General features: G+C 71.9%; 22 protein-coding genes. 12 read left to right on the forward strand and 10 right to left on the reverse strand.

Annotated features, from left to right (window positions below; genetic code table 11):
* Window positions 1–34 precede the first annotated feature (34 nt).
* The 4 genes from ACIOD2_RS45435 to ACIOD2_RS45450 all read right to left on the reverse strand — a co-directional run bounded on the left by ACIOD2_RS45435 (window position 35) and on the right by ACIOD2_RS45450 (window position 3,377).
* Window positions 35–1,375: an NtaA/DmoA family FMN-dependent monooxygenase gene (locus ACIOD2_RS45435; RefSeq protein ID WP_400551847.1), complete on the reverse strand. Its 1,341-nt coding sequence runs from the start codon at window positions 1,373–1,375 to the stop codon at window positions 35–37.
* An 11-nt stretch (window positions 1,376–1,386) separates the two neighbouring features.
* Entirely contained in the window at window positions 1,387–2,592 is a 1,206-nt protein-coding gene (locus tag ACIOD2_RS45440; protein ID WP_400551849.1) for an LLM class flavin-dependent oxidoreductase, read from the reverse strand.
* A 179-nt stretch (window positions 2,593–2,771) separates the two neighbouring features.
* Window positions 2,772–2,948 carry a CsbD family protein gene (locus tag ACIOD2_RS45445; RefSeq protein ID WP_328453738.1) on the reverse strand — a complete coding sequence of 59 codons (177 nt, stop codon included), beginning with the start codon at window positions 2,946–2,948 and terminating at the stop codon, window positions 2,772–2,774.
* A 66-nt stretch (window positions 2,949–3,014) separates the two neighbouring features.
* Window positions 3,015–3,377: a VOC family protein gene (locus ACIOD2_RS45450; RefSeq protein ID WP_400551852.1), complete on the reverse strand. Its 363-nt coding sequence runs from the start codon at window positions 3,375–3,377 to the stop codon at window positions 3,015–3,017.
* A 134-nt stretch (window positions 3,378–3,511) separates the two neighbouring features.
* On the opposite strand from ACIOD2_RS45450, the gene ACIOD2_RS45455 reads away from it, so the two are divergent.
* From ACIOD2_RS45455 to ACIOD2_RS45470, 4 genes are all read left to right on the forward strand, one after another.
* Window positions 3,512–4,012, forward strand: coding sequence for a YbaB/EbfC family nucleoid-associated protein (locus tag ACIOD2_RS45455; protein ID WP_400551854.1), 501 nt, complete (start codon window positions 3,512–3,514; stop codon window positions 4,010–4,012).
* Window positions 4,013–4,035: 23 nt separating this feature from the next.
* Window positions 4,036–4,374 (forward strand): hypothetical protein, encoded by a 339-nt coding sequence (locus ACIOD2_RS45460; protein ID WP_400551856.1) that lies wholly within the window; start codon window positions 4,036–4,038, stop codon window positions 4,372–4,374.
* On the forward strand, window positions 4,371–5,495 hold the full coding sequence (locus ACIOD2_RS45465) for a hypothetical protein (protein WP_400551858.1): 1,125 nt from the start codon (window positions 4,371–4,373) through the stop codon (window positions 5,493–5,495). Before ACIOD2_RS45460 ends, ACIOD2_RS45465 begins: the two co-directional genes overlap by 4 nt.
* A gap of 92 nt (window positions 5,496–5,587) precedes the next feature.
* Entirely contained in the window at window positions 5,588–6,136 is a 549-nt protein-coding gene (locus ACIOD2_RS45470) for a hypothetical protein (RefSeq protein WP_400552077.1), read from the forward strand.
* A gap of 125 nt (window positions 6,137–6,261) precedes the next feature.
* Here the strand turns inward: ACIOD2_RS45470 and ACIOD2_RS45475 are convergent, their stop codons facing one another.
* Complete coding sequence (locus ACIOD2_RS45475; RefSeq protein WP_400551860.1) at window positions 6,262–6,567, reverse strand: hypothetical protein; 306 nt, start codon at window positions 6,565–6,567, stop codon at window positions 6,262–6,264.
* A 286-nt stretch (window positions 6,568–6,853) separates the two neighbouring features.
* Here ACIOD2_RS45475 and ACIOD2_RS45480 point away from each other — a divergent pair, with 286 nt between their 5' ends.
* From ACIOD2_RS45480 to ACIOD2_RS45490, 3 genes are all read left to right on the forward strand, one after another.
* Window positions 6,854–7,453, forward strand: coding sequence for a TetR/AcrR family transcriptional regulator (locus ACIOD2_RS45480; RefSeq protein WP_400551862.1), 600 nt, complete (start codon window positions 6,854–6,856; stop codon window positions 7,451–7,453).
* Window positions 7,450–9,009, forward strand: coding sequence for a carboxylesterase/lipase family protein (locus ACIOD2_RS45485; protein ID WP_400551864.1), 1,560 nt, complete (start codon window positions 7,450–7,452; stop codon window positions 9,007–9,009). Before ACIOD2_RS45480 ends, ACIOD2_RS45485 begins: the two co-directional genes overlap by 4 nt.
* 94 nt (window positions 9,010–9,103) lie before the next feature.
* A complete protein-coding gene (locus ACIOD2_RS45490; protein ID WP_400551866.1) occupies window positions 9,104–10,273 on the forward strand; it encodes an LLM class flavin-dependent oxidoreductase in 1,170 nt (389 codons plus the stop codon).
* Between the two features lie 3 nt (window positions 10,274–10,276).
* Here the strand turns inward: ACIOD2_RS45490 and ACIOD2_RS45495 are convergent, their stop codons facing one another.
* Entirely contained in the window at window positions 10,277–10,720 is a 444-nt protein-coding gene (locus ACIOD2_RS45495; protein WP_400551868.1) for an SRPBCC domain-containing protein, read from the reverse strand.
* Between the two features lie 80 nt (window positions 10,721–10,800).
* Window positions 10,801–11,574 (reverse strand): isocitrate lyase/phosphoenolpyruvate mutase family protein, encoded by a 774-nt coding sequence (locus ACIOD2_RS45500; RefSeq protein WP_400551870.1) that lies wholly within the window; start codon window positions 11,572–11,574, stop codon window positions 10,801–10,803.
* A 50-nt stretch (window positions 11,575–11,624) separates the two neighbouring features.
* Here ACIOD2_RS45500 and ACIOD2_RS45505 point away from each other — a divergent pair, with 50 nt between their 5' ends.
* Window positions 11,625–12,740, forward strand: a complete 1,116-nt coding sequence (locus tag ACIOD2_RS45505) for a Dyp-type peroxidase (protein WP_400551872.1) — start codon at window positions 11,625–11,627, stop codon at window positions 12,738–12,740.
* Here ACIOD2_RS45505 and ACIOD2_RS45510 read toward each other — a convergent pair.
* The gene (locus ACIOD2_RS45510; protein ID WP_400551874.1) at window positions 12,721–13,854 is read right to left on the reverse strand and encodes a S1 family peptidase; all 1,134 of its coding nucleotides are present in this window, start codon (window positions 13,852–13,854) and stop codon (window positions 12,721–12,723) included. The genes ACIOD2_RS45505 and ACIOD2_RS45510 overlap by 20 nt on opposite strands.
* A gap of 315 nt (window positions 13,855–14,169) precedes the next feature.
* Between ACIOD2_RS45510 and ACIOD2_RS45515 the strand changes: the two genes are divergently transcribed.
* Window positions 14,170–14,490: a hypothetical protein gene (locus tag ACIOD2_RS45515; protein ID WP_400551876.1), complete on the forward strand. Its 321-nt coding sequence runs from the start codon at window positions 14,170–14,172 to the stop codon at window positions 14,488–14,490.
* A complete protein-coding gene (locus ACIOD2_RS45520) occupies window positions 14,487–15,482 on the forward strand; it encodes a hypothetical protein (protein WP_400551878.1) in 996 nt (331 codons plus the stop codon). Before ACIOD2_RS45515 ends, ACIOD2_RS45520 begins: the two co-directional genes overlap by 4 nt.
* On the opposite strand, the gene ACIOD2_RS45525 is transcribed toward ACIOD2_RS45520, so the two are convergent.
* The gene (locus ACIOD2_RS45525; protein WP_400551880.1) at window positions 15,479–16,084 is read right to left on the reverse strand and encodes an LUD domain-containing protein; all 606 of its coding nucleotides are present in this window, start codon (window positions 16,082–16,084) and stop codon (window positions 15,479–15,481) included. The genes ACIOD2_RS45520 and ACIOD2_RS45525 overlap by 4 nt on opposite strands.
* Window positions 16,085–16,199: 115 nt before the next feature.
* On the opposite strand from ACIOD2_RS45525, the gene sigJ reads away from it, so the two are divergent.
* Window positions 16,200–17,054, forward strand: a complete 855-nt coding sequence (gene sigJ / locus ACIOD2_RS45530; RefSeq protein WP_400552078.1) for an RNA polymerase sigma factor SigJ — start codon at window positions 16,200–16,202, stop codon at window positions 17,052–17,054.
* Between the two features lies 1 nt (window position 17,055).
* On the opposite strand, the gene ACIOD2_RS45535 is transcribed toward sigJ, so the two are convergent.
* Entirely contained in the window at window positions 17,056–17,772 is a 717-nt protein-coding gene (locus ACIOD2_RS45535) for a transporter substrate-binding domain-containing protein (protein WP_400551881.1), read from the reverse strand.
* Window positions 17,773–17,896: 124 nt separating this feature from the next.
* Between ACIOD2_RS45535 and ACIOD2_RS45540 the strand changes: the two genes are divergently transcribed.
* On the forward strand, window positions 17,897–18,160 hold the full coding sequence (locus tag ACIOD2_RS45540; RefSeq protein ID WP_323326970.1) for a GlsB/YeaQ/YmgE family stress response membrane protein: 264 nt from the start codon (window positions 17,897–17,899) through the stop codon (window positions 18,158–18,160).
* Window positions 18,161–18,170 lie beyond the last annotated feature (10 nt).

Raw genomic sequence — 18,170 nt, forward strand, 5'->3', positions numbered from 1 at the left:
CGGGGGCGGGGTTCGCGAGAACCCCGCCCCCCGTTCAGGCGTCCAGGCCGAGGTGCTCCCGCAGCGTCGTCCCCGTGTACTCGGTGCGGAACGAGCCGCGTTCCTGCAGCAGCGGCACCACCTTGTCGGCGAACTCGTCGAGCCCGCCCGGCGTGACGTGCGGGACGAGGATGAACCCGTCGCTCGCGTCGGCCTGGACCAGCTCGTCGATCGTGGCGGCGACGGTCGCGGGGGAGCCGATGAACGTCTGCCGTCCGGTGACCTCGATGATCAGCTCCCGGGTGGACAGGTTCTTCGCCTCGGCGAGCTGCCGCCACTCGTTCGCCGTGGCCAGCGGGTCGCGGTACATCCGGACGCTGGCGCGGCCGCGGGAGATCGTGTTCTCCCCGAGCACCGGGTCGGTCCGGGGCAGCGGGCCGTCCGGGTCGTGACCGGACAGGTCGGTGTTCCACAGCTGTTCCAGGAAGTTGATCGCGGTCTGCCCGCTGACCTGCTGCAACCGGACGGCGTGGGCCCGCTCGTGGGCGTCGGCGTCGGTGTCGCCGAGCACGAACGTCGCCGCGGGCAGGATCACCAGCTGCTCGGACGTCCGGCCGTACTTCGCCAGCCGGCCCTTGACGTCGGTGTAGAACGCCTGCCCGGCTTCGAGCGTGCCGTAGCGGCTGAAGATCGCGTCGGCGGTGGACGCGGCGAACTCGCGGCCCTCGTCGGAGTCGCCGGCCTGGATGATCACCGGACGGCCCTGCGGGCTGTGCGGCACCGGGAAGCGGCCCTCGATGTCGAAGTGCTCGTCGTGGTGGGCGAAGGCACCCGCGTTCGCGTCCCGGAGGAAGACGCCGCTGCCGGCGTCGGCGGCGATCTCGTCACCGCGCCAGGAGTCGAACAGCTCCCAGGCGGTGCGCAGGAACGTCTCGGCGCGGGAGTAGCGCTGGTCCTGCGGGAGGAAGCCGGCACGGCGGAAGTTTTCGCCGGTGAAGGCGTCCCACGACGTGACGACGTTCCAGGCGGCGCGCCCGGCGGAGAGGTGGTCGAGCGAGGCGAACTGGCGGGCCACCTCGAACGGCTCGTTGAACGTCGAGTTGATGGTGCCGGCCAGGCCGAGCCGCTCGGTGACCGCCGCCAGCGCGGACAGCACGGTGAAGGTGTCGGGGCGGCCGACGACGTCGAGGTCGTAGATCACCCCGTTCTGCTCGCGCAGGCGGAGGCCCTCGGCGAGGAAGAAGAAGTCGAACTTCGCGCGTTCGGCCGTCTGCGCGAGCTTGACGAAGGAGCTGAACTCGATGTGGCTGCCGGCTTCGGGGTCGCTCCACACGGTCGTGTTGTTCACGCCGGGGAAGTGCGCCGCGAGGTGGATCTGCTTGCGGGGCTGGGACATCGCGGGCCTCCTCAGGCGGTCGCGTACCGGTTGGCGGGCTTCGCGAGGCCGAGCAGCCCGCGCAGGGTGCCCGCCTCGTACTCGGTGCGGAACGCGCCGCGGGCCTGCAGTTCGGGGACCAGGCCGCGGGTGATCGCGGTCAGGTCGTGCGGCACCGCGCCCGGGCGCAGCCGGAACCCCGACAGCCCGGCCGCCTGCCAGTCCAGCAGCAGGTCGGCGAGGCCGGCGGGGGTGCCGGTGAAGACCTGGGCGTCCGAGGTGTATTCGGCGCCGGACAGCTCGTCGAGCCGCGCCTTGCGGTCGGCCGCGGCCTGCTCGGTCTCGTCGAGGAACACGACGACGTCACCGAACACGTGCAGCGTCTCGCCGGCGCGCCCGGCCCGGTCCTGCTCGTCGCGGACGGCGGTGACGATCTCTCCGGCCTGGGTGCGGTCGAAGGGCGTCACGTAGACGACGTCGGCCGAGCGGGCGGCGAGCCGGTAGGGGACCGCGGCGTGCGCCAGCGCGGTGACCAGCGGCTGGCCCTGCGGCGGGCGCGGGGTGATCGACGGGCCCTTGACCTTGAACCAGCGGCCCTCGAAGTCGATGTAGTGCAGCTTCTCCCGGTCGACGAACCGGCCGGTCGCGACGTCGCGGATCTCGGCGTCGTCCTCCCAGCTGTCCCAGAGGCGGCGCAGCACCTCGACGTAGTCGGCGGCCTCGTCGAACAGGTCGGACAGCGGGCTCGGCACGTCCGGGGTGGCCGAGTCCTCGAGCCGGAACTCGCCGAACTCGCGCCGGCCGAAGTGCCGGTTGTCGGCGGGCCGCCCGGCCACCTGGACGCGGACGCCGGCGCGGCCGGTGCTGACGTAGTCGAGCGTGGCGATCGCCTTGGAGAGGTGGAACGGCTCGGTGTGGGTGACGACGGCGGTCGGCACGAGCCCGATGCGCGAGGTCAGCGGCGCGACGCGGGCGGCGATCAGCACGGCGTCGAGGCGGCCCTGGACGATGTCGGTGCGCTCGCCGGGCCGGTCGAGGTACTGCTCGGTCTGCAGGGCGAGCGAGTCCTCGAAGGTGACGAAGTCCAGCTTGCCCGTCTCGGCCTCGCGGACCAGATCGGCCCAGTACCCGGCGGTGAGCAGCTCGCCCGGCCGCGCGTCCGGCTCCCGCCACGCGGCGGGGTGCCACCCGGCACCGTCCAGCGCGACGGCGATCCGTGGTCCGTTTCCTGCTGCCATCCCGGCTTTCCTTCCCTTGGCCCGTGACCCCCAGTGTGCGCCGGTTCCCGGTGGCCGGGCCGGAGTGGCCAGGGGGTGGGAAAGTGGGAAGTTTCCGTGCTCGCCGGGAATAACCCGGACGTGAAACGGCCGCCGCACTCCGGAGTGCGGCGGCCGTCGCGGGCCTCGGCCCGGTGAAATCAGTCCTTGTGACCCGTCACGGCGTCCTTGACCTTGTCGGCGGCCTGCTTGAGGGCACCCTTGCCCTGCTCGGCCTTGCCCTCGGCCTGCCACTGCTCGTTCCCGGTGGCGTCGCCGACCGTTTCCTTGGCCCGGCCCTTGAGCTCTTCGGCCTTGTGTTCCGCCTTGTCGTTCATCGTCCACCTTTCCTGGGGTGCTCTACGGCTACCCGGTGCTGAGGCGGCTACACATCGCAGCGGAAATCAGGGTCGCGGCGGCAGGACGCAGAACTCGTTGCCCTCCGGATCGGCCAGGACCACGAAGCGTTCCGCCGGGTCGTCCGTCAGCACTCGCGCGCCGAGTTCCACCAACCGTTCGATCTCGGCCTTCTGGTCCCGGACCGTGGGCGCGATGTCCAGGTGCACCCGGTTCTTCACCTGCTTGCCCTCGCCGACGGGCTGGAACAGCACCGGGACCTCGTCTCCGCGGCGGAGTTCGACGTACACGCGGCCGTGGCCGTCGTGCCAGTGCTCGGTCTCCGGGTAGCCGAGCGCGTGGCGCCAGAAGGCGGCCAGCGCTTCGGTGTCGTGGCAGTCGATGGTGACCGCGATGATGCGGGTGGACATCGGCTCGGTACCTCCTCGTCGGAACGGTCCGCAGCCGGCGGATACCCGGGCGCGATCTTCCGAAAACCGCTCAGAACGGACGCGGATCTGACATCATGCGTCCGGATGTCACCAGACCGCGCAAGGGAGACACGATGTCCGCGCACATGGACGAGCTGATCGCCCAGTTCCAGAACTTCCAGGCGAAGGTCCGCCAGGCCGAGACCCGGTTCGCCGGGGTCGGCGACATGCAGGAGCGGATCGCCCAGCTCGAGACCACCGTGACCTCGCCGGACGGCAACGTCACCGTCGTGGCCGGGGCCGGCGGGGCGATCACCGACCTGCGGCTGGCCGCCGGCGCCATGCACATCGAAGCGGGCCGCCTGTCCACGATCATCATGACCACGCTGCGCCAGGCCGTGGCCGGGGCCGTCCAGCAGCAGGCCGGGATCGTGGACGACGCCTTCGGCGACACGCTGGGCGTCAACACGCAGGAGCAGGTGCGCGAGGCCCAGGCCGAAGCGTTCGGAACCGTCGCCGAGCCCCCTGCGTCGGAGCCGCAAGCGCCGCCGGCGAGCCAGCCCGCACCCCGGCGCCGGCCCGCACCGCGCGACGACGACTACTTCGAAGAGAACACGATCCTCCGCCGCGACTGACCCCGACCGAGAGAGCTCCCGCGATGCCAGAAGGAATCCAGACGAACATCGGCGCGATCTCCGCGTACGCCAAGCAACTGCCGTTCTACGAGCAGGAAGCGGACAAGTTCGGTGCCAAGATCGACGCCGCCGACGTGACCGACGAGGCCTGGGGGCTCATCGGCCTGTTCGCGAAGCAGGGCTACACCGACCGCCTCGGCGAACTGCGCTCGCTGCTGACCGACCTGAAGGACGGCGTGGACGGGTTCACCACCAAGCTGACCAAGGCCGCGGAGATGTACCAGGGCATGGAAGACGCCGGTGTGATCACGTTCGGCCGGTACGAGGCGGAGATCGACGCGGTCGGGGAGCAGGGCAAATGACCGAGCACAAGAGCATCGCCGACGCGCTGGACGTCCAGGCCTACGACGAAAGCACGGGCGCGAACCTCGACCGCGCGGCCGGGTACGTGCCGGTGGCGGGCACGGCCTACAAGGCGGGCAAGTCCATCGGCGAGCACGCCCAGCAGGCGGCCCAGGCCGACAACGTCGGTGAGCTGGCCGCCGCGGGCGGCGCGCTGGTCGGCGACGGCGCGAAGTTCGTCGGGGCCGCCGCCGGCGACATGGTCACCTTCGCCATGGACCCGATCGGCTGGCTCGTCAGCCACGGCCTCAACATGCTGCTCGAGCTGGTCCAGCCGCTGCAGGACGCGCTGCACCAGGTCACCGGCGACGGCCCGGCCATCGGGCACGCGTCGGAGAACTTCGTCACCATCGCGCAGGGCTTCGTCGCGCTCGCCGAGGACTTCGAGAAGACCGGCGACACGGCGCTGGCCGAGTGGGTGGACGACGCCGGCAACGCCGCCAAGGAAGCGCTCGGCGACTTCTCCTCGGGCATCCGCGGTGTCGGCTCGGCCGCCGGTTCGGTGGCCGAGGTGCTGCAGATGTGGTCGATGGTCATGGTCGTCATCGAAGAGGTGATCAAGGGGATCATCACCGAGCTGGTGTCCTGGCTGATCACGCTCTGGCTGCCCGCGCTGGCCGCGTCGGTGATCAGCTTCGGCAGCTCGGTCGCCGCCGCGATGACCGCGTCGATCGCCAAGGCCGCCAGCGTCCTGAAGAAGGTCACCGGTTACCTGGGCAAGTTCGGCAAGCTGCTCGACACCTTCATCGAGTTCATGGCGAAGTACTCGACGAAGCTCGTGGACTTCACCACCAAGCTGCGGATCGGCGTGATGCCCGGTCAGACCAAGTTCGGGTTCGGCGCGGTCGCCCAGGGCTTCCAGCCCAGCAACCGGGTGCTCACGACGATGTTCGGCGGCGCGGCCGGCGCCGGCCCGCTGCTCGCCGGAGCGGGCGTCAAGGCGGGCATCGGCGCGGCGAAGGGTGCCTTCGCCGAAGGCAAGGAAGCTGTCACGCCCGAGGGGGACGAACCGTGGTTCGACAAGAGCGAGATCGGCGGGGACCGGAGTCCGGAGGACACCCGCAAGGACCTCGACATCTAGACGAGCGGGCGGCCGCGTTCGGCGACCGCGTCGAGCGCTGGTCGGCCGACGCCCAGGTGCGTCCCGGGTTCCGGGAACGGGTCGAGGCGCTGATGCGCGACCAGTGGCGTGAGCCGGTGATCGTGCTGCGGCTCGGGGACACCGACCTCGGTTACGACGTGCCGGGGCGGCGCGAGGACGGCACGGTCGAGGGAACGCGGCGCGTCCGCCGGTTCTTCTGGACGATCCTGCGCGGCATCGGCCGCGCGGTGATGTACGTCTTCCTCCTGGCCAACGGCGGCGCCGCCGGGCGGCCGTTCCAGCGGGAGGTCACCGTGTCGGGCCCGGCGAACGCGCTGGCCCTCGAACCGGCCGACAGCCTGCGGTCGCTGAGGGGCCCGTGGATCGTGTTCTCACCGGGGGGTGTCGCGGTGGTGGACACGGGCTCGACGTTCGTCGACCCGGCCGACGCGCCCCCGCCGCGGATCGTCTGGCAGGCCAGGCAACCGCAGGCGCCGGAGGTGAGGTTCGCGAAGCGGACGCTGACCTGGCCGGACGGTTCGGTGTTCCGGTTCACGCTGCACGGGCGCGGCGAGGATCAGCACCTGCGGAAGTTCGTCGAGCCGGTGGGTGTCGTGCACTGGAACGGGCGCCCGGGGTAGCTGTTCAGCGGGGCGTGGAAGCGGCTTCGCCGAACTGGACGGCGCCGCGGCGTTGCGGAAGTTCGTCGAGCCGGTGTGCGTCGTGCACCGGAACGGGCGTCCAGGGTAGGCGGGGACCGCGAGTCTCAGCGGGGCTCGGGAGCGAGTTCGCCGAACGACACCGCGCCGCGGCGGTGCCGGGGTCCCAGCTCTTCGGTGAGGATCGCGTCCAGGTCGCGGGCCGCCCGGCGCAACGGCAGCCGCAGCGTCCACAGCACGCCCAGCGTCGCGAACGCGAGGATCACCACGGTGACGCCGAGGGCGGTGTCGGCGAGCAGCAGCACCGTCGCGGCGACGACCAGGACCGGCGAGATGCCGAACGTCGAGCGGCGGGCGTGCCGCGGGCGGTGGGTCCATGTCCGCAAGCCCGTTTGCCGGTGGTGCGTGGTCATCCGTCCTCCACCCTGCGCCTCCGGCGGTCGCTACGCTGCGTCCCCGCCATTAGCTCCAAAGTGTCGCAGACGAGGGCGTTCGGATGATCAGTCCGCGGCGTGGTGTACCCGAAAGACTGTCGCCGTCGCCCAGTAGGCGGTACAGGTCCTGGCTCATTGCGCAATCAGACGAGGTGCGTGTTGGGATTTTTCACCGTAACGGGTGATGGTCTACGGATTTCGCGCCGGAAGGCCGTCACTCTGAACAGGACTGTTTAAAAGCCGCCGTCACGGGCAACCACCCGGTGTGGCCCCCGAACGGAGCAGCGAGTCGGCCGTTCACACCGCGCGCCGGGCGCAGCTGGTGGACGCGGCGATCGACGTGCTCGCCCGTGACGGGTACGCCGCCGCGTCCACCGTCCGGATCGCGCGGGCGGCCGGCGTCAGCCGCGGGGTGCTCACCTACCACTTCCGGGACCGGGCGGACCTGATCGCCGAGGTCGTCCGGACGGTCTGCACGCTCGCCGGGGCCGAGCTGGGGCCGCGGGTCGTCGAAGCCGGGTCGCCGAGGGCGAGCCTGCTCGCCTTCATCGGCGGCAGCGTCGAGTTCTACGCCGCCTACCCGCGGCACTTCGCCGCGCTGAGCTCCGTCTTCTCCGCGCAGGCGCGCGACGGCACACCGCACCACCGCACCGAGATGGACGACGTCGGTGCGCTGCTGCGCGCCGGCGTCGAAGCCGGCGAGTTCCGGGACCTCGACGTCGAAATCATGGCCGGCACCATCCGCGCCGCGCTCGACGCCGCCCTGGTCCGCGTCACCGCCGACCGCACGCCCGCAACCGCCGCGCGGGTACGGGACGAACTGGTCCGCACGTTCGACGCGGCGACCCGAAAGGAGACCGGATGACCGCCCTGACCCGGATCGCCGGCGGCCTGGCCGCGCTGCTGGTGCTGGCCGCTTGTTCGAGCCCGGCACCCGAAGAGCCGGCGCTGACCGTCGGCACGACCAGCGGCCAGGTGCACGGCCTGGCCACCGCCTCGGCGCGGGAGTTCCTCGGCGTCCGGTACGCGCTCGCGCCGACGGGGGAGCGGCGCTGGAGTGCCCCGCAGCCCGCGCCGGCCCAGGACGGCGTCGCCGACGCGACCCACCCGGGCGCCCGGTGCTCCCAGGGCACGCAGACCGCCGGGACCTCCGAGGACTGCCTGTTCCTCAACGTGACGACCCCGCGCGACCAGCGGCCGGGCGAGCGGCTGCCGGTCATGGTGTGGTGGCACGGCGGCGGCTACACCAGCGGATCCGGCGCCGACTACGACGCCCAGCGCCTGGCCTCCCGCGGGCGCGTCGTCGTGGTGACCGTCAACTACCGCCTCGGCGTCTTCGGTTACCTCGGGCTGCCCGGCCTCGCCGGCTCGGGGAACTTCGGCTTCGCCGACCAGCTCGCCGCCACGAAGTGGGCGAAGGACAACGCCGCGGCCTTCGGCGGCGACCCGGGCAACCTCACCGTTTTCGGCGAGTCCGCGGGCGGCATGTCGGCGTGCGCGCTGCTGACGTCGCCGCGCGCCGCCGGGCTCGTCGAGCGTGTCGCGATCTCGTCCGGATCCTGCTTCCTGAACTGGCCGGCGGGCGGGCTGTTCCCCGGCACGTCGGCGCAGACGCCCTACACGTCGCTCGCCACCGACCAGGCCGACGGCGTCGCCGCCGCGAACCAGCTCGGGTGCACCGGCGCGGATGTCTTGTCCTGCCTGCGAAAGCTGCCCGCCGACAAGCTGCTGCCGGTGAACGCGGCGTTCTCCGACCACCTGGCCTACGGCACCGATCTGCTGCCGGAAAACCCGCCGGACGCGGTCCGCGCCGGCCGGATCGCCCGCGTCCCGGTGCTTTCGGGCGGCAACCACGACGAGGCCCGGTCGTTCCTGGGCGGCGCGGCGATGGCCGACCCGTCCGCGATCACCGAGGCGACCTACACCGGCCTCCTGCGGACGGCCTACGGCGACCCGGCCGCCGTGAACGTCCTCCAGGAGTACCCGGTCCAGCGCTACCCGACGGCCGTCGAGGCGTGGTCGACCGTGGTCACCGACTCGGCGTGGAGCTGTCCCACCCTGGCGGGCAACCAGGCTCTCGCCCGCTCGACGAAGGTGTTCCCGTACGAGTTCGCCGAGACCCACCCGCCCAACGTCAGCCAGGTCACCGTGCCCGGCATGGCCCAGGGCGCCGCGCACGCCACCGACACGCCCTACCTGTTCGACCTGGGCGGCAAGAACCTGCTCGGCGACGCCGCGCAGGCCGGGCTCGGCGACCGGATGATCGGCTATTGGAGCGGCTTCGCCCGGACCGGGACCCCGCCGGGTGGCGTCCCCGGGACCGCCACGTCGACGACGGTCCTGAGCCTGACCGCCGCGGGCAGCACGCCCGTCGACACCGGATCCGACCACCGCTGCGGGTTCTGGCTGCGGAACCCGTAGCGTTGCGCCGAACGTGCGACCTGCGTAACGACCCGGTCGCTCTGCGGGACTGACTTCTCAGTGCTTCGAGGAGCCGACCCGACGGAGGCCGTGGATGCAGATCGACCTGTTCAACGAGATCCAGAACCCCCGGCCGTGGCCCGAAGGCCACGAGCAGCTCAGGTTCCGCCAGGCGATCGACCAGGCCGTCCTCGCCGACGAACTGGGCTACGGGTGCTGGTGGCAGGTCGAGCACCACGGCGCGGGCGAGTTCAGCCTGTCGTCCGCGCCGGAGCTGATGCTGGCGGCGCTTTCCCAGCGCACCAGCCGGATCCGGCTCGGGCACGCCGCGGTGCTCGCGCCGGGCCGGTTCAACCACCCGATCCGCGTCGCCGAGCGCGCCGCGACGCTCGACCACCTCAGCGGCGGCCGCGTCGAGCTCGGGCTGACCCGCTCGACGATCCCGGAATGGCGATTGTTCGGCATCGAGCCGGACGAGGCCCGCGCCCAGACGCAGGAGGCGTTCGAGATGGTGCCGCGGATGTGGACCTCCGACCGGTTCTCCCACGAGGGTGCTGCCTACCGCGTCGACGACGTCGCGATCGGGCCGAAACCCCTGCAGCGGCCCCATCCGCCGCTGTGGCAGGCCGCCGCGAGCCCGGCGTCGTTCGAGGAGGCCGGGCGCCGCGGCGTCGGGGTGCTGGGCACGACGATGTGGCAGTCGCTGGAGCGCGCCGGCCGGCTGATCGAGCTCTACCGGGCGGCGGCCGCGCGGTGCACCGACCCGGCCGGCGCGTTCGTCAACGACCAGGTCGGGTTCTTCACCTTCGTTCACTGCGCGGACACCGACGAGGAGGCGATGCGCAACGGCGCCGCCGCGGCCGCGGCCTGGTACACCGTGACGGCGTTGACGTTCTTCGAGGCGGCGAGCGAGTTCGTCCGCCTGAACGCCCGTCAGGAGGAGCTCGTCGCGGCCCCGGACGGCGGCGGTCTCACGGGTGACTTCCTGCGCGGCGAGGCGCAGGACGGCCCGACCGAGGCGAACCTGCTGATCGCCCGGATCCTGCAGGGGGAGTCCGTGCCGGACGACGAGATCTTCACGGTGCTGAGCGCGCAGGACTCGCTGATCGTCGGCAGCCCGGAGACCTGCCGCAAGAAGCTGCGCGCCTACGCCGACCTGGGCATCGACCGGATGATGTGCCTGCAGCAGATCGGCGGCATCCCGCACGACAAGGTGCTGAAGAGCATCCGGCTGGTCGGCGACCTGATCCCGGACCTGGCGTGAGCCTCAGGCGGCGGCGCCGAGGTCGTCGAGCACCGGCGGCAGGCCGTCGGCCAGCATCCGGCGGCGGACGCGCTGCAGCAGGCGGGACATGACCAGCCCGCCGACCCCGCGGAAACCGGTGTGCGAGTAGGTGAAGCGGGTGCCCGCGGCGGTGTCCTCGAGGCGGTAGGTGACGAAGCTCGGTTCGTCGGTTTCCTTGTTGCGCCAGGTGAAGCGCAGCAGGGAGGGCGCGTCGGCGGCGAGGACCTCGCAGCGGACGACGCCGTCCCAGCCCGGGACGGGCTTGCCGACGAACCGGAACCGCGTGCCGGCCTCGGGGACGAACCCTTCGGGGCGGCCGCCCTGCCCGGTGGAGGTCCACCGGGGGACCAGCGCCGGGTCGGTCAGCGCCCGCCACACGCGGTCGCGGGGGTGCGGGTACTCCTGGACGATCTCGAACTCGCTCACGGCAGCGTCCTCTCGTTGTTTACAGTCACCGTATCACTTCAGTGACTGTAAACAACGAGAGATTGTGTGTGGCGCCGGCGTCAGTTCAGCTTGCGGGTGTCGGCGGGCAGGCCGCCGCCGGCGTAGACGTCCTCGGCCAGCTTGGCCAGCGCGGTCAGGGCGACGTTCTGGCTCCACGGGCCGTACGAAACCCGGGAGACGCCGAGCTTCTGGGCGGCGGCCAGCGGGATCGAGCCGGGGATGCCGATGATGTTGACCTTGCGCTCGCCGAGCGCCTCGACCAGGCGGCCGACCTGGGTCTCGTCGAGCTTGCCCGGGGCGAAGAAGTTGGACGCGCCCGCCTCGAGGTAGGCGCGGCCGCGGGTGATCGCCTCGTTCAGGGCCTCCTCCTGGTCGGCGATCTTGATGAAGGCGTCGGTGCGGGCGTTGAGCACGAAGTCGACGCCCACCGACTGCGCGGCCGCGACGGCGGCTTCGACCGCCTTGACCGAGTCGGCGAGCGGCTTCATCTGGTCTTCGAGGTTGCAGCCGACGGCGCCGGCCTCGATGGCGCGGGCGACGGTGCCGCCCGGGTCGCCGTAACCGGCCTCGAGGTCGGCGGTGACCGGCAGGTCGCCCGCGTTCCGCACGATCAGGGCGACCTCGGCGATCATCTCGTCGCGCGGGATCTTTTCGCCGTCCGGGTAGCCGCGGGAGGCGGCGATGCCGTGGCTGGGGGTGGCGAGGGCCTGGGTGCCCGCCGTCTCGGCGACGACCTTCGCGGTGATCGCGTCCCAGACGTTGACGACGAGCAGCAGTTCCGGAGCGGCGTGCAGCTCCTGCAGGCGCTTGGCCTTGTCGGCGGTGGAAGTCATGTCCCCAATCTAGGGAACGGGCGCCTGCCGGGCGAATGCTATCGTCGCGAATGCCTTCGAAAGCCGCCTCGCCGGGTGACCCCGACGAGATCGCCGGACCGCTCACCCGCGCCGCGACCTTCCTGCTCGTGCGGATCGACGGCGGCGCCGAGGGCGTCGTCGCGGACTTCCTGCCGGACCTGCCCGGACTGCGGCGTTCCGTCGGGTTCCGGTCGCTCACCGGCGGCCTTTCGTGTCTCGTCGGCATCGGCTCGGCCGCGTGGGACCGGATCTACGGCGGCCCGCGCCCGGCCGAGCTGCACGAGCTGCCGGTGTTCAAGGGCGACCGCCACGAAAGCGTGACGACCGAGGCCGACCTGCTGTTCCACATCCGCGCCGACCGGATGGACCTGTGCTTCGAGCTGGAGACGCTGATCATGGCGCGGCTCGCCGGCGCGGTCACCGTCGTCGACGAGGTGCAGGGCTTCCGTTACTTCGACGCGCGTGACGTGCTGGGCTTCGTCGACGGCACCGAGAACCCGACCGGCAACGCCGCGCGTGAAGCCGTGTACGTCGACGACGACGGTGCCTTCGACGGCGGCAGCTACGTCGTCGTCCAGAAGTACCTGCACGACATGACGGCGTGGAACGCGCTGTCCACCGAGGAGCAGGAGCTGGTGATCGGGCGGCGCAAACTGTCCGATGTGGAGCTTCCGGACGCGGAAAAGCCCGCCGACTCCCACATCGCGCTCAACGTCATCACCGACGACGAGGGCAACGAGCTCGACATCGTGCGGGACAACATGCCCTTCGGCCGCCCGGCGTACGGCGAGTTCGGCACGTACTTCATCGGCTACGCGAAGTCGCCCGTGGTGATCGAGCGGATGCTGGAGAACATGTTCGTCGGGTCGCCGCCCGGGAACCACGACCGCATCCTGGACTTCTCGACGCCCCACACCGGCGCGCTGTTCTACGTGCCGACGGCGGACTTCCTGGAGGACCCGCCCGAGGAGGTCCCGGCGACCGAGGAAGAGCCGGCCCCGGCGGAGGAAGTGCCGGAGCCGGCGGCCGAGCCCGACGACTCGCTCGGCATCGGCGGCCTGCGGGAGACCACCGAGGCCTTTGAGACCACCGAGACCACCGAAGCCGTCGAGCCGGCGGCGGGCGTCAGTTGGTTTCGAGGGTGAGGCCGTAGCGGTCCAGCACCTCCTGCACGGGCTGGAAGAAGGTGTCGCCGCCGTCCTCGCAGTCGCCGGACCCACCGGACGTCATTCCCTGTGCCTGCACCAGTTTGGTGCCCGAGCCGGCGGTGGGACGGCTGACGAAGGAGCCGCCCGAGTCACCGGGTTCGGCGCAGGCGTCGGTCTGGGTGAGCCCGTACACGAGGTTGCCGTTGCCGTAGTTCACGGCCTGGTCCAAGGCGATCACGCGGCCGCACTGCCAGTGGGTGGTGATGCCGGACCGGCAGATCCGGCCGCCGACCGGGACTACGTCCGTGCCGTCGATCCGCACGTCCGTTCCGGCCTCGTAGCGGTCCACCCGCGGCGGGGTCGAGACGGCGTCGCTGGTCACCTTGACGGTGCCGTAGTCGTTGTCGGGGAACGACGACTTCGCGACCTTGCCGATCGGGCCGCCGACGCCGCTCACCGCGCCGCCGATGTTCGTGCAGTGGCCCGCGGTGATGACGAAGTGGACGTCGTCGTCGTTGAAGGCGGTGAACCCGACGGAACACGCGCCGCCGCTGAAGTAGAGCCCCTGCCCGCCGACGGCGTCCCACAACGGCCGCGGCGCGTGGGCGACGCGCTCGACCCGGACCGGCGCACCGCCCGCGGTGGCCCACGCGACGCCGGCGGGATCGCCGCCCACGACGCTCACGACGACCTCGTTGGCCGGCGCGTCGACGTACCAGCCGGCGACCGAGGCAGGCACGCCGGCTGCTCTGCGATCCAGCGTGGACTGGACGTTCTTCAGCTCGGACGCGCTGTGGCGCACCACTTTCGGCGTCGCCCCGGCGGCGCGGATCTGCGCCGAACGGGCCGCGTCGGTGGTGCCGACGACCAGTCCGCCCGTGGTGGTGTCCAGCCAGGACAGCCCGAAGGTGCTGCCCAGGGCGCTGCCGAGCGTGTGCTGCGCGGCGGCCAGCGCGGCCGGGCCGGCGGCTTCGGTCAACGGTGCGGCGGCCGCCGAGGCCGGAGTCGCGAACGTGGTGGCGGCGGCCGCGGCACCGACGATCGCGGCCACGGTGCGCAGGGGTCGACAAAACACGAGAACCTCCCGGAGTTCCTGGTGCGAGAGCCGCATCCGTGAATCGACGCTACGGCAGGGATCCGAAGATCCGATAGCTGCCATTTGAGTAGGGCTGGTTATTCCCCTTTCCGGCTCAACGGAACCCGTTGCCGTGCCGCGGATCCTCACTCCTGTGAGTGATCAACGCCCGTGGCGACGCCCCGCCTGGTCGCTCGGTGCACGACAATCCGCGACGGTTTTCGCGGCATCCGTGATTGGTTTCTTTTCGGTCAACCGGCGGGTTCTCACCTGATCGGGGCCGAAACCTGGGTTCGGTAGCAGCCGGCCCGGGGTTGGCTGGGCACGTCCCCGGTGAGCGGAGGTGGTGTGGTGAACACGAAGGATCAGGCGCAGTCCCGGCACGAACGTCTCGAGTGGTGGTGCGGGCACCCGGGAGTGCTCGGTGCCGCGGTCGTCGCTTCGGCCGCCACCGTGTTCCTGGGCGGATTGGCCGGGCTCGGGCTCGCCGGTGTCCGCCGCCGGGTGACCCGCAGCAACCGGGAAACCGACGTGTGCGGCGCGGACGTACCGTTCGACCCGGAGCCGCCCGGGGACGAGAAGCCGATCTTCGTCGCCCTGCGGCGCCACCCCGCGCCCGCCGGCTGGCTGCCGGCCGCATGCGTCCCTTCGAGCACCCGGAGTACGTCATGACCAGGCTCGTCCGCGGGTTCCTGACCGGCGCCGTCATCGGGGTGACGCTGGGCGCCTTCGTCGTCGGCATCGTCCTCGAGAACGTCCCGCTGATCCTGACGGCGGTGGGACTTCCGCCCGCCTACGGCCTTCTCCTGTTCGTCGCCGGGATGCCGCGGCGGGTGCGGGAAGCGGCGGTCGTGCCGCGCATGGCGCTCGCCAAGATCGAGAGCCTGCGCGCCAGCGGCACGGAAACGGGTGACGTGCCGGTCCGGTTCGTCCTCACCGTCGCCCCGCACGGCGAGCCGTCCTTTCGCGCCAAGGTCCGCCTCGACGTCAACCTGGTCGACCTGCCGAGCTACCGCCCGGGTGACGTCCTGGTCGTCGCGTACCCGCCGGACCGGCCGTGGAAGGCCCGGATCGTGACGCCGGACGCGGAGTGGGCGCGGCGGGCGGCCGGGGCGACCCTCGTGTCGGCGCCCGAGTCCACTGTGGTCCGGGCACCGTCGGCGGGCTCCGGGCACGGCTTTCTCGTGCTCCTCGCGATCCTGCTCGGCGCGGCCGCGGTCGTCCTGCAGTTCCGCGCCGAGCTGTTCAGCCCCTCCGAGACGGCCGAGCCCTTCGAGGAAGCCGCCGAACCCACGTCGGTCACGTCCTCCTCGGGCTCGGCCACGGTCACCGTCGGCCCGGGACAGTCCCTGGCGGACGCCGGGGAGCTGCGCCGGGCCATCGACGGACTGGCGCCGCGCGCGGACGTCTCGAAGGTGCTCACCGTGGTCGTCGAGGAACACCGCCTCTCGGTGGTGTTCGCGCCGACCGGCGTCACGGCGCCGGCGTTCGACCTGCGCGCTCTGCCCGTCGACCGGGTCACGGGCCTGGTGGCGAAGGCCCGGAGCGCCGCGGACGTCGGCACCCCGCAGACGTGGCAGGTCACCGCGGTCCCGATCGCGGGCACGGTGACCCTCCGCGTCGTGGTGACCGGCCCGGACGGCAGCACGTCGCTCGGCGGCTAGAAGCCGATGGCCTCGCGCAGCAGCAGGACGGTGACCCGGCCGGGTGCCTCCGCGTTCAGCACGAGCAGGCGGTTGATCGCGCTCGGCTGGCCGTAGACCGCCTGGGCGCGGGCGCTTTCCAGCGGCAGGGCGTGCTCTTCGAGGCGGCGCAACGCCGTGGCCGTGTCCGGCACCACCTTCTGCGCCCCGACGACCCAGATCGCGCGGCCCGCGCCGCCGCCGTAGGCGGGAATCTGGCTGCCGCTGCCCGAGGCGACCACCAGGGAGCCGGTCTCGGTGACCGCCGCGACGCTGCCCACCACGAAGTCGGGGGTGGTGACCAGCCGCCGGATGTCGTCGGCCTGCGTGGCGCGGTCCATCGCCAGGACGCGCGGTTTGACGGCCTCGTACCGCCCGCCGTTGAGGTCCTCCTCGATGCCGGAGAGCCGGGTCGTCTCGCTGGCCGAGGTGAACACGCTCGCGCCGTCCGGGATCAGCTCGCCGACCCGGTCGCGCGCGGCCGCGACGTCGTCGAGGATCTCGACGCCGAAGCCGTGCTCCTTCAGCGCGGTGGCCGCCCGCTCCAGGTTTTCCGCCGGAGCCGCGTCGGTGAACTCGGTCATGGTTCCTCCTGTCCGTCACACCGGGGCCGGTGCGTTCGTCAGAGGTTCGACCGAACGGCACCGTGGAATGTGAGGCGGCAGCGTGACCCGATCCGACCCGAGCCTGAGCGCGATCATGAGCGAACGGCGTCAGCTGACCAACCTCGCCTACCGGCTGCTGGGCTCGCTGACCGACGCCGAGGACGTCGTTCAAGAGACCTACGCCCGCTGGTACGCCCTGTCCGCGGCGGGCCGGGACGCGATCGAGTCACCCGGGGCCTGGCTGACGACGGTCGCCAGCCGGATCTGCCTCACCCAGCTCGGCTCGGCGCGGGTGCGGCGGGAGTCGTACGTGGGGGAGTGGATCCCGGAGCCGCTGCCCGGGACGACCGAGGGCGCCGATCCGGCCGACCGGGTCACCCTCGACGAGTCGGTCGACATGGCCTTCCTCGTGGTGCTCGAGGCGATGACCCCGGCCGAGCGGGTGGCGTTCGTCCTGCACGACGTCTACCGCTACCCGTTCGCCGAAGTGGCCGGGATCGTCGGCCGCACGACGGCGGCCTGCCGTCAGCTGGCCACCTCGGCGCGCCGCCGGATCCAGGCGTCGCGGGCGCCCGTCGTGACGCCGACGGCCCGGCAGGCGGGCATCGTCCGGGACTTCAAGGCGGCGTGGGAGGCCCAGGACATCGCCGCCCTCGTCGGCCTGCTCGACCCCGATGTCACCGCGACCGCCGACGGCGGTGGCCTGGTGAACGCCCGTCTCGAGCCGATGCGCGGCGGGGAGGCCGTGGCGCTGGCCTGCGTCCGGATCCTGGGCGTGCTGTCCGGTGCGACCTTCCGGGAGACCACGGTCAACGGACGGCCCGGCCTGCTGACGCAACGCGACGGCGTCATCGAGACGGTGATCGCGTTCCACGTCGAGGGTGACCGCATCAAGCACCTCTGGGCGGTGCGCAACCCCGAGAAGCTCCGCTCCTGGACGGCGGACTGAGTCACCGAGCCGGGGGAGCGACCGCCGCGTCCGGCTGGTCCGCCCGGCGCAGCGAATCGGCGACGAAACCGCTCGCTTTCAGCTCCTCGACGAGGTCGTGCAGGAACGCGACGGTCTCGGGACGGCGGTCCTTCGCCGTGCCGACGGCCTGCTGGATCTCCATGAAGCGTTCGGGGATCACGCGGACGCCCGTGTGCGCGGCGGCGTAGGCGGCCATCGGCTGCCGGATGCCGGCCGCCGCCTCGAGGCCCTGGGTCTCGAACGTCGTGACGCCGTCGTCCCCGCGCACGACGGTGGCGTGCCGCAAGGTGCGCGAGAGGAACAGGTCGTAGGCGGAGCCCTGCTTGACGCCGATCCGGACGTCCGGCCGGTCGACGTCGGCCGGGGTGGTGAACGACGCGTCGCGCGGCACCACGTACACGCCTTCGATGACGACATACGGTGCGGTGAAAGCGACTTCGGCCGCACGGGCCGGGTCGATCGCGAGGAAGCAGAGGTCGGCGGCGCCGGACGTCAGGGCCTCGAACGACTTCCGCGCGGCGTCGAAGCAGGCGAACTCCACCGGGACGCCCAGCCGGGCGGCGACCTCCCGCGAAATGTCCACGGTGACGCCGGTGGGCGCGTCCGGGGTGCCCTGCGCGAGCACGGCGTTGCCGAGGTTGATCGAGGCGCGCAGGACGCCGGCCGGGGCGAGGTCTTCGGTGATCGGCGTACCCATGATCACGACCCTAGCGGCGGGCCGGATGAGATCCAGGTCACGTCGACCTCGCTCGGCGCGCCACCCCGGCGCCCGGCTGCCATCCTGTCCCGGCTGGGTGAAGCGTCGAGGAAAGGCGGAGGCCGTGGGCATCATCGGCTGGATCGTGCTGGGGCTCATCGCCGGCGTGATCGCGAAGATCCTCATGCCGGGCAAGGACCCCGGCGGCTGCATCATCACGATCCTGCTCGGCGTCGCCGGCGCGTTCGTCGGCGGCTGGGTCGGCAAGACCCTCTTCCACACCGAGCTGGGCACGTTCTTCGACCTGCGGACGTGGGGCCTGGCCATTCTCGGCTCGCTGATCCTCCTGGTCGGCTACCGCCTGATCACCGGCGGCCGCCGAGACTGAGGTGCTTGAC

This window comes from Amycolatopsis sp. NPDC088138 (genome assembly GCF_044741685.1).
Lineage (GTDB): Bacteria > Actinomycetota > Actinomycetes > Mycobacteriales > Pseudonocardiaceae > Amycolatopsis.

Coding starts and splice junctions, on each gene's coding strand:
- ACIOD2_RS45435 (WP_400551847.1), bottom strand. CDS start 1,375: ATGTCCCAGCCCCGCAAGCAGATCCACCTCGCGGCGCACTTCCCCGGC.
- ACIOD2_RS45440 (WP_400551849.1), bottom strand. CDS start 2,592: ATGGCAGCAGGAAACGGACCACGGATCGCCGTCGCGCTGGACGGTGCC.
- ACIOD2_RS45445 (WP_328453738.1), bottom strand. CDS start 2,948: ATGAACGACAAGGCGGAACACAAGGCCGAAGAGCTCAAGGGCCGGGCC.
- ACIOD2_RS45450 (WP_400551852.1), bottom strand. CDS start 3,377: ATGTCCACCCGCATCATCGCGGTCACCATCGACTGCCACGACACCGAA.
- ACIOD2_RS45455 (WP_400551854.1), top strand. CDS start 3,512: ATGTCCGCGCACATGGACGAGCTGATCGCCCAGTTCCAGAACTTCCAG.
- ACIOD2_RS45460 (WP_400551856.1), top strand. CDS start 4,036: ATGCCAGAAGGAATCCAGACGAACATCGGCGCGATCTCCGCGTACGCC.
- ACIOD2_RS45465 (WP_400551858.1), top strand. CDS start 4,371: ATGACCGAGCACAAGAGCATCGCCGACGCGCTGGACGTCCAGGCCTAC.
- ACIOD2_RS45470 (WP_400552077.1), top strand. CDS start 5,588: ATGCGCGACCAGTGGCGTGAGCCGGTGATCGTGCTGCGGCTCGGGGAC.
- ACIOD2_RS45475 (WP_400551860.1), bottom strand. CDS start 6,567: ATGACCACGCACCACCGGCAAACGGGCTTGCGGACATGGACCCACCGC.
- ACIOD2_RS45485 (WP_400551864.1), top strand. CDS start 7,450: ATGACCGCCCTGACCCGGATCGCCGGCGGCCTGGCCGCGCTGCTGGTG.
- ACIOD2_RS45490 (WP_400551866.1), top strand. CDS start 9,104: ATGCAGATCGACCTGTTCAACGAGATCCAGAACCCCCGGCCGTGGCCC.
- ACIOD2_RS45500 (WP_400551870.1), bottom strand. CDS start 11,574: ATGACTTCCACCGCCGACAAGGCCAAGCGCCTGCAGGAGCTGCACGCC.
- ACIOD2_RS45505 (WP_400551872.1), top strand. CDS start 11,625: ATGCCTTCGAAAGCCGCCTCGCCGGGTGACCCCGACGAGATCGCCGGA.
- ACIOD2_RS45510 (WP_400551874.1), bottom strand. CDS start 13,854: ATGCGGCTCTCGCACCAGGAACTCCGGGAGGTTCTCGTGTTTTGTCGA.
- ACIOD2_RS45520 (WP_400551878.1), top strand. CDS start 14,487: ATGACCAGGCTCGTCCGCGGGTTCCTGACCGGCGCCGTCATCGGGGTG.
- ACIOD2_RS45525 (WP_400551880.1), bottom strand. CDS start 16,084: ATGACCGAGTTCACCGACGCGGCTCCGGCGGAAAACCTGGAGCGGGCG.
- sigJ (WP_400552078.1), top strand. CDS start 16,200: ATGAGCGAACGGCGTCAGCTGACCAACCTCGCCTACCGGCTGCTGGGC.
- ACIOD2_RS45535 (WP_400551881.1), bottom strand. CDS start 17,772: ATGGGTACGCCGATCACCGAAGACCTCGCCCCGGCCGGCGTCCTGCGC.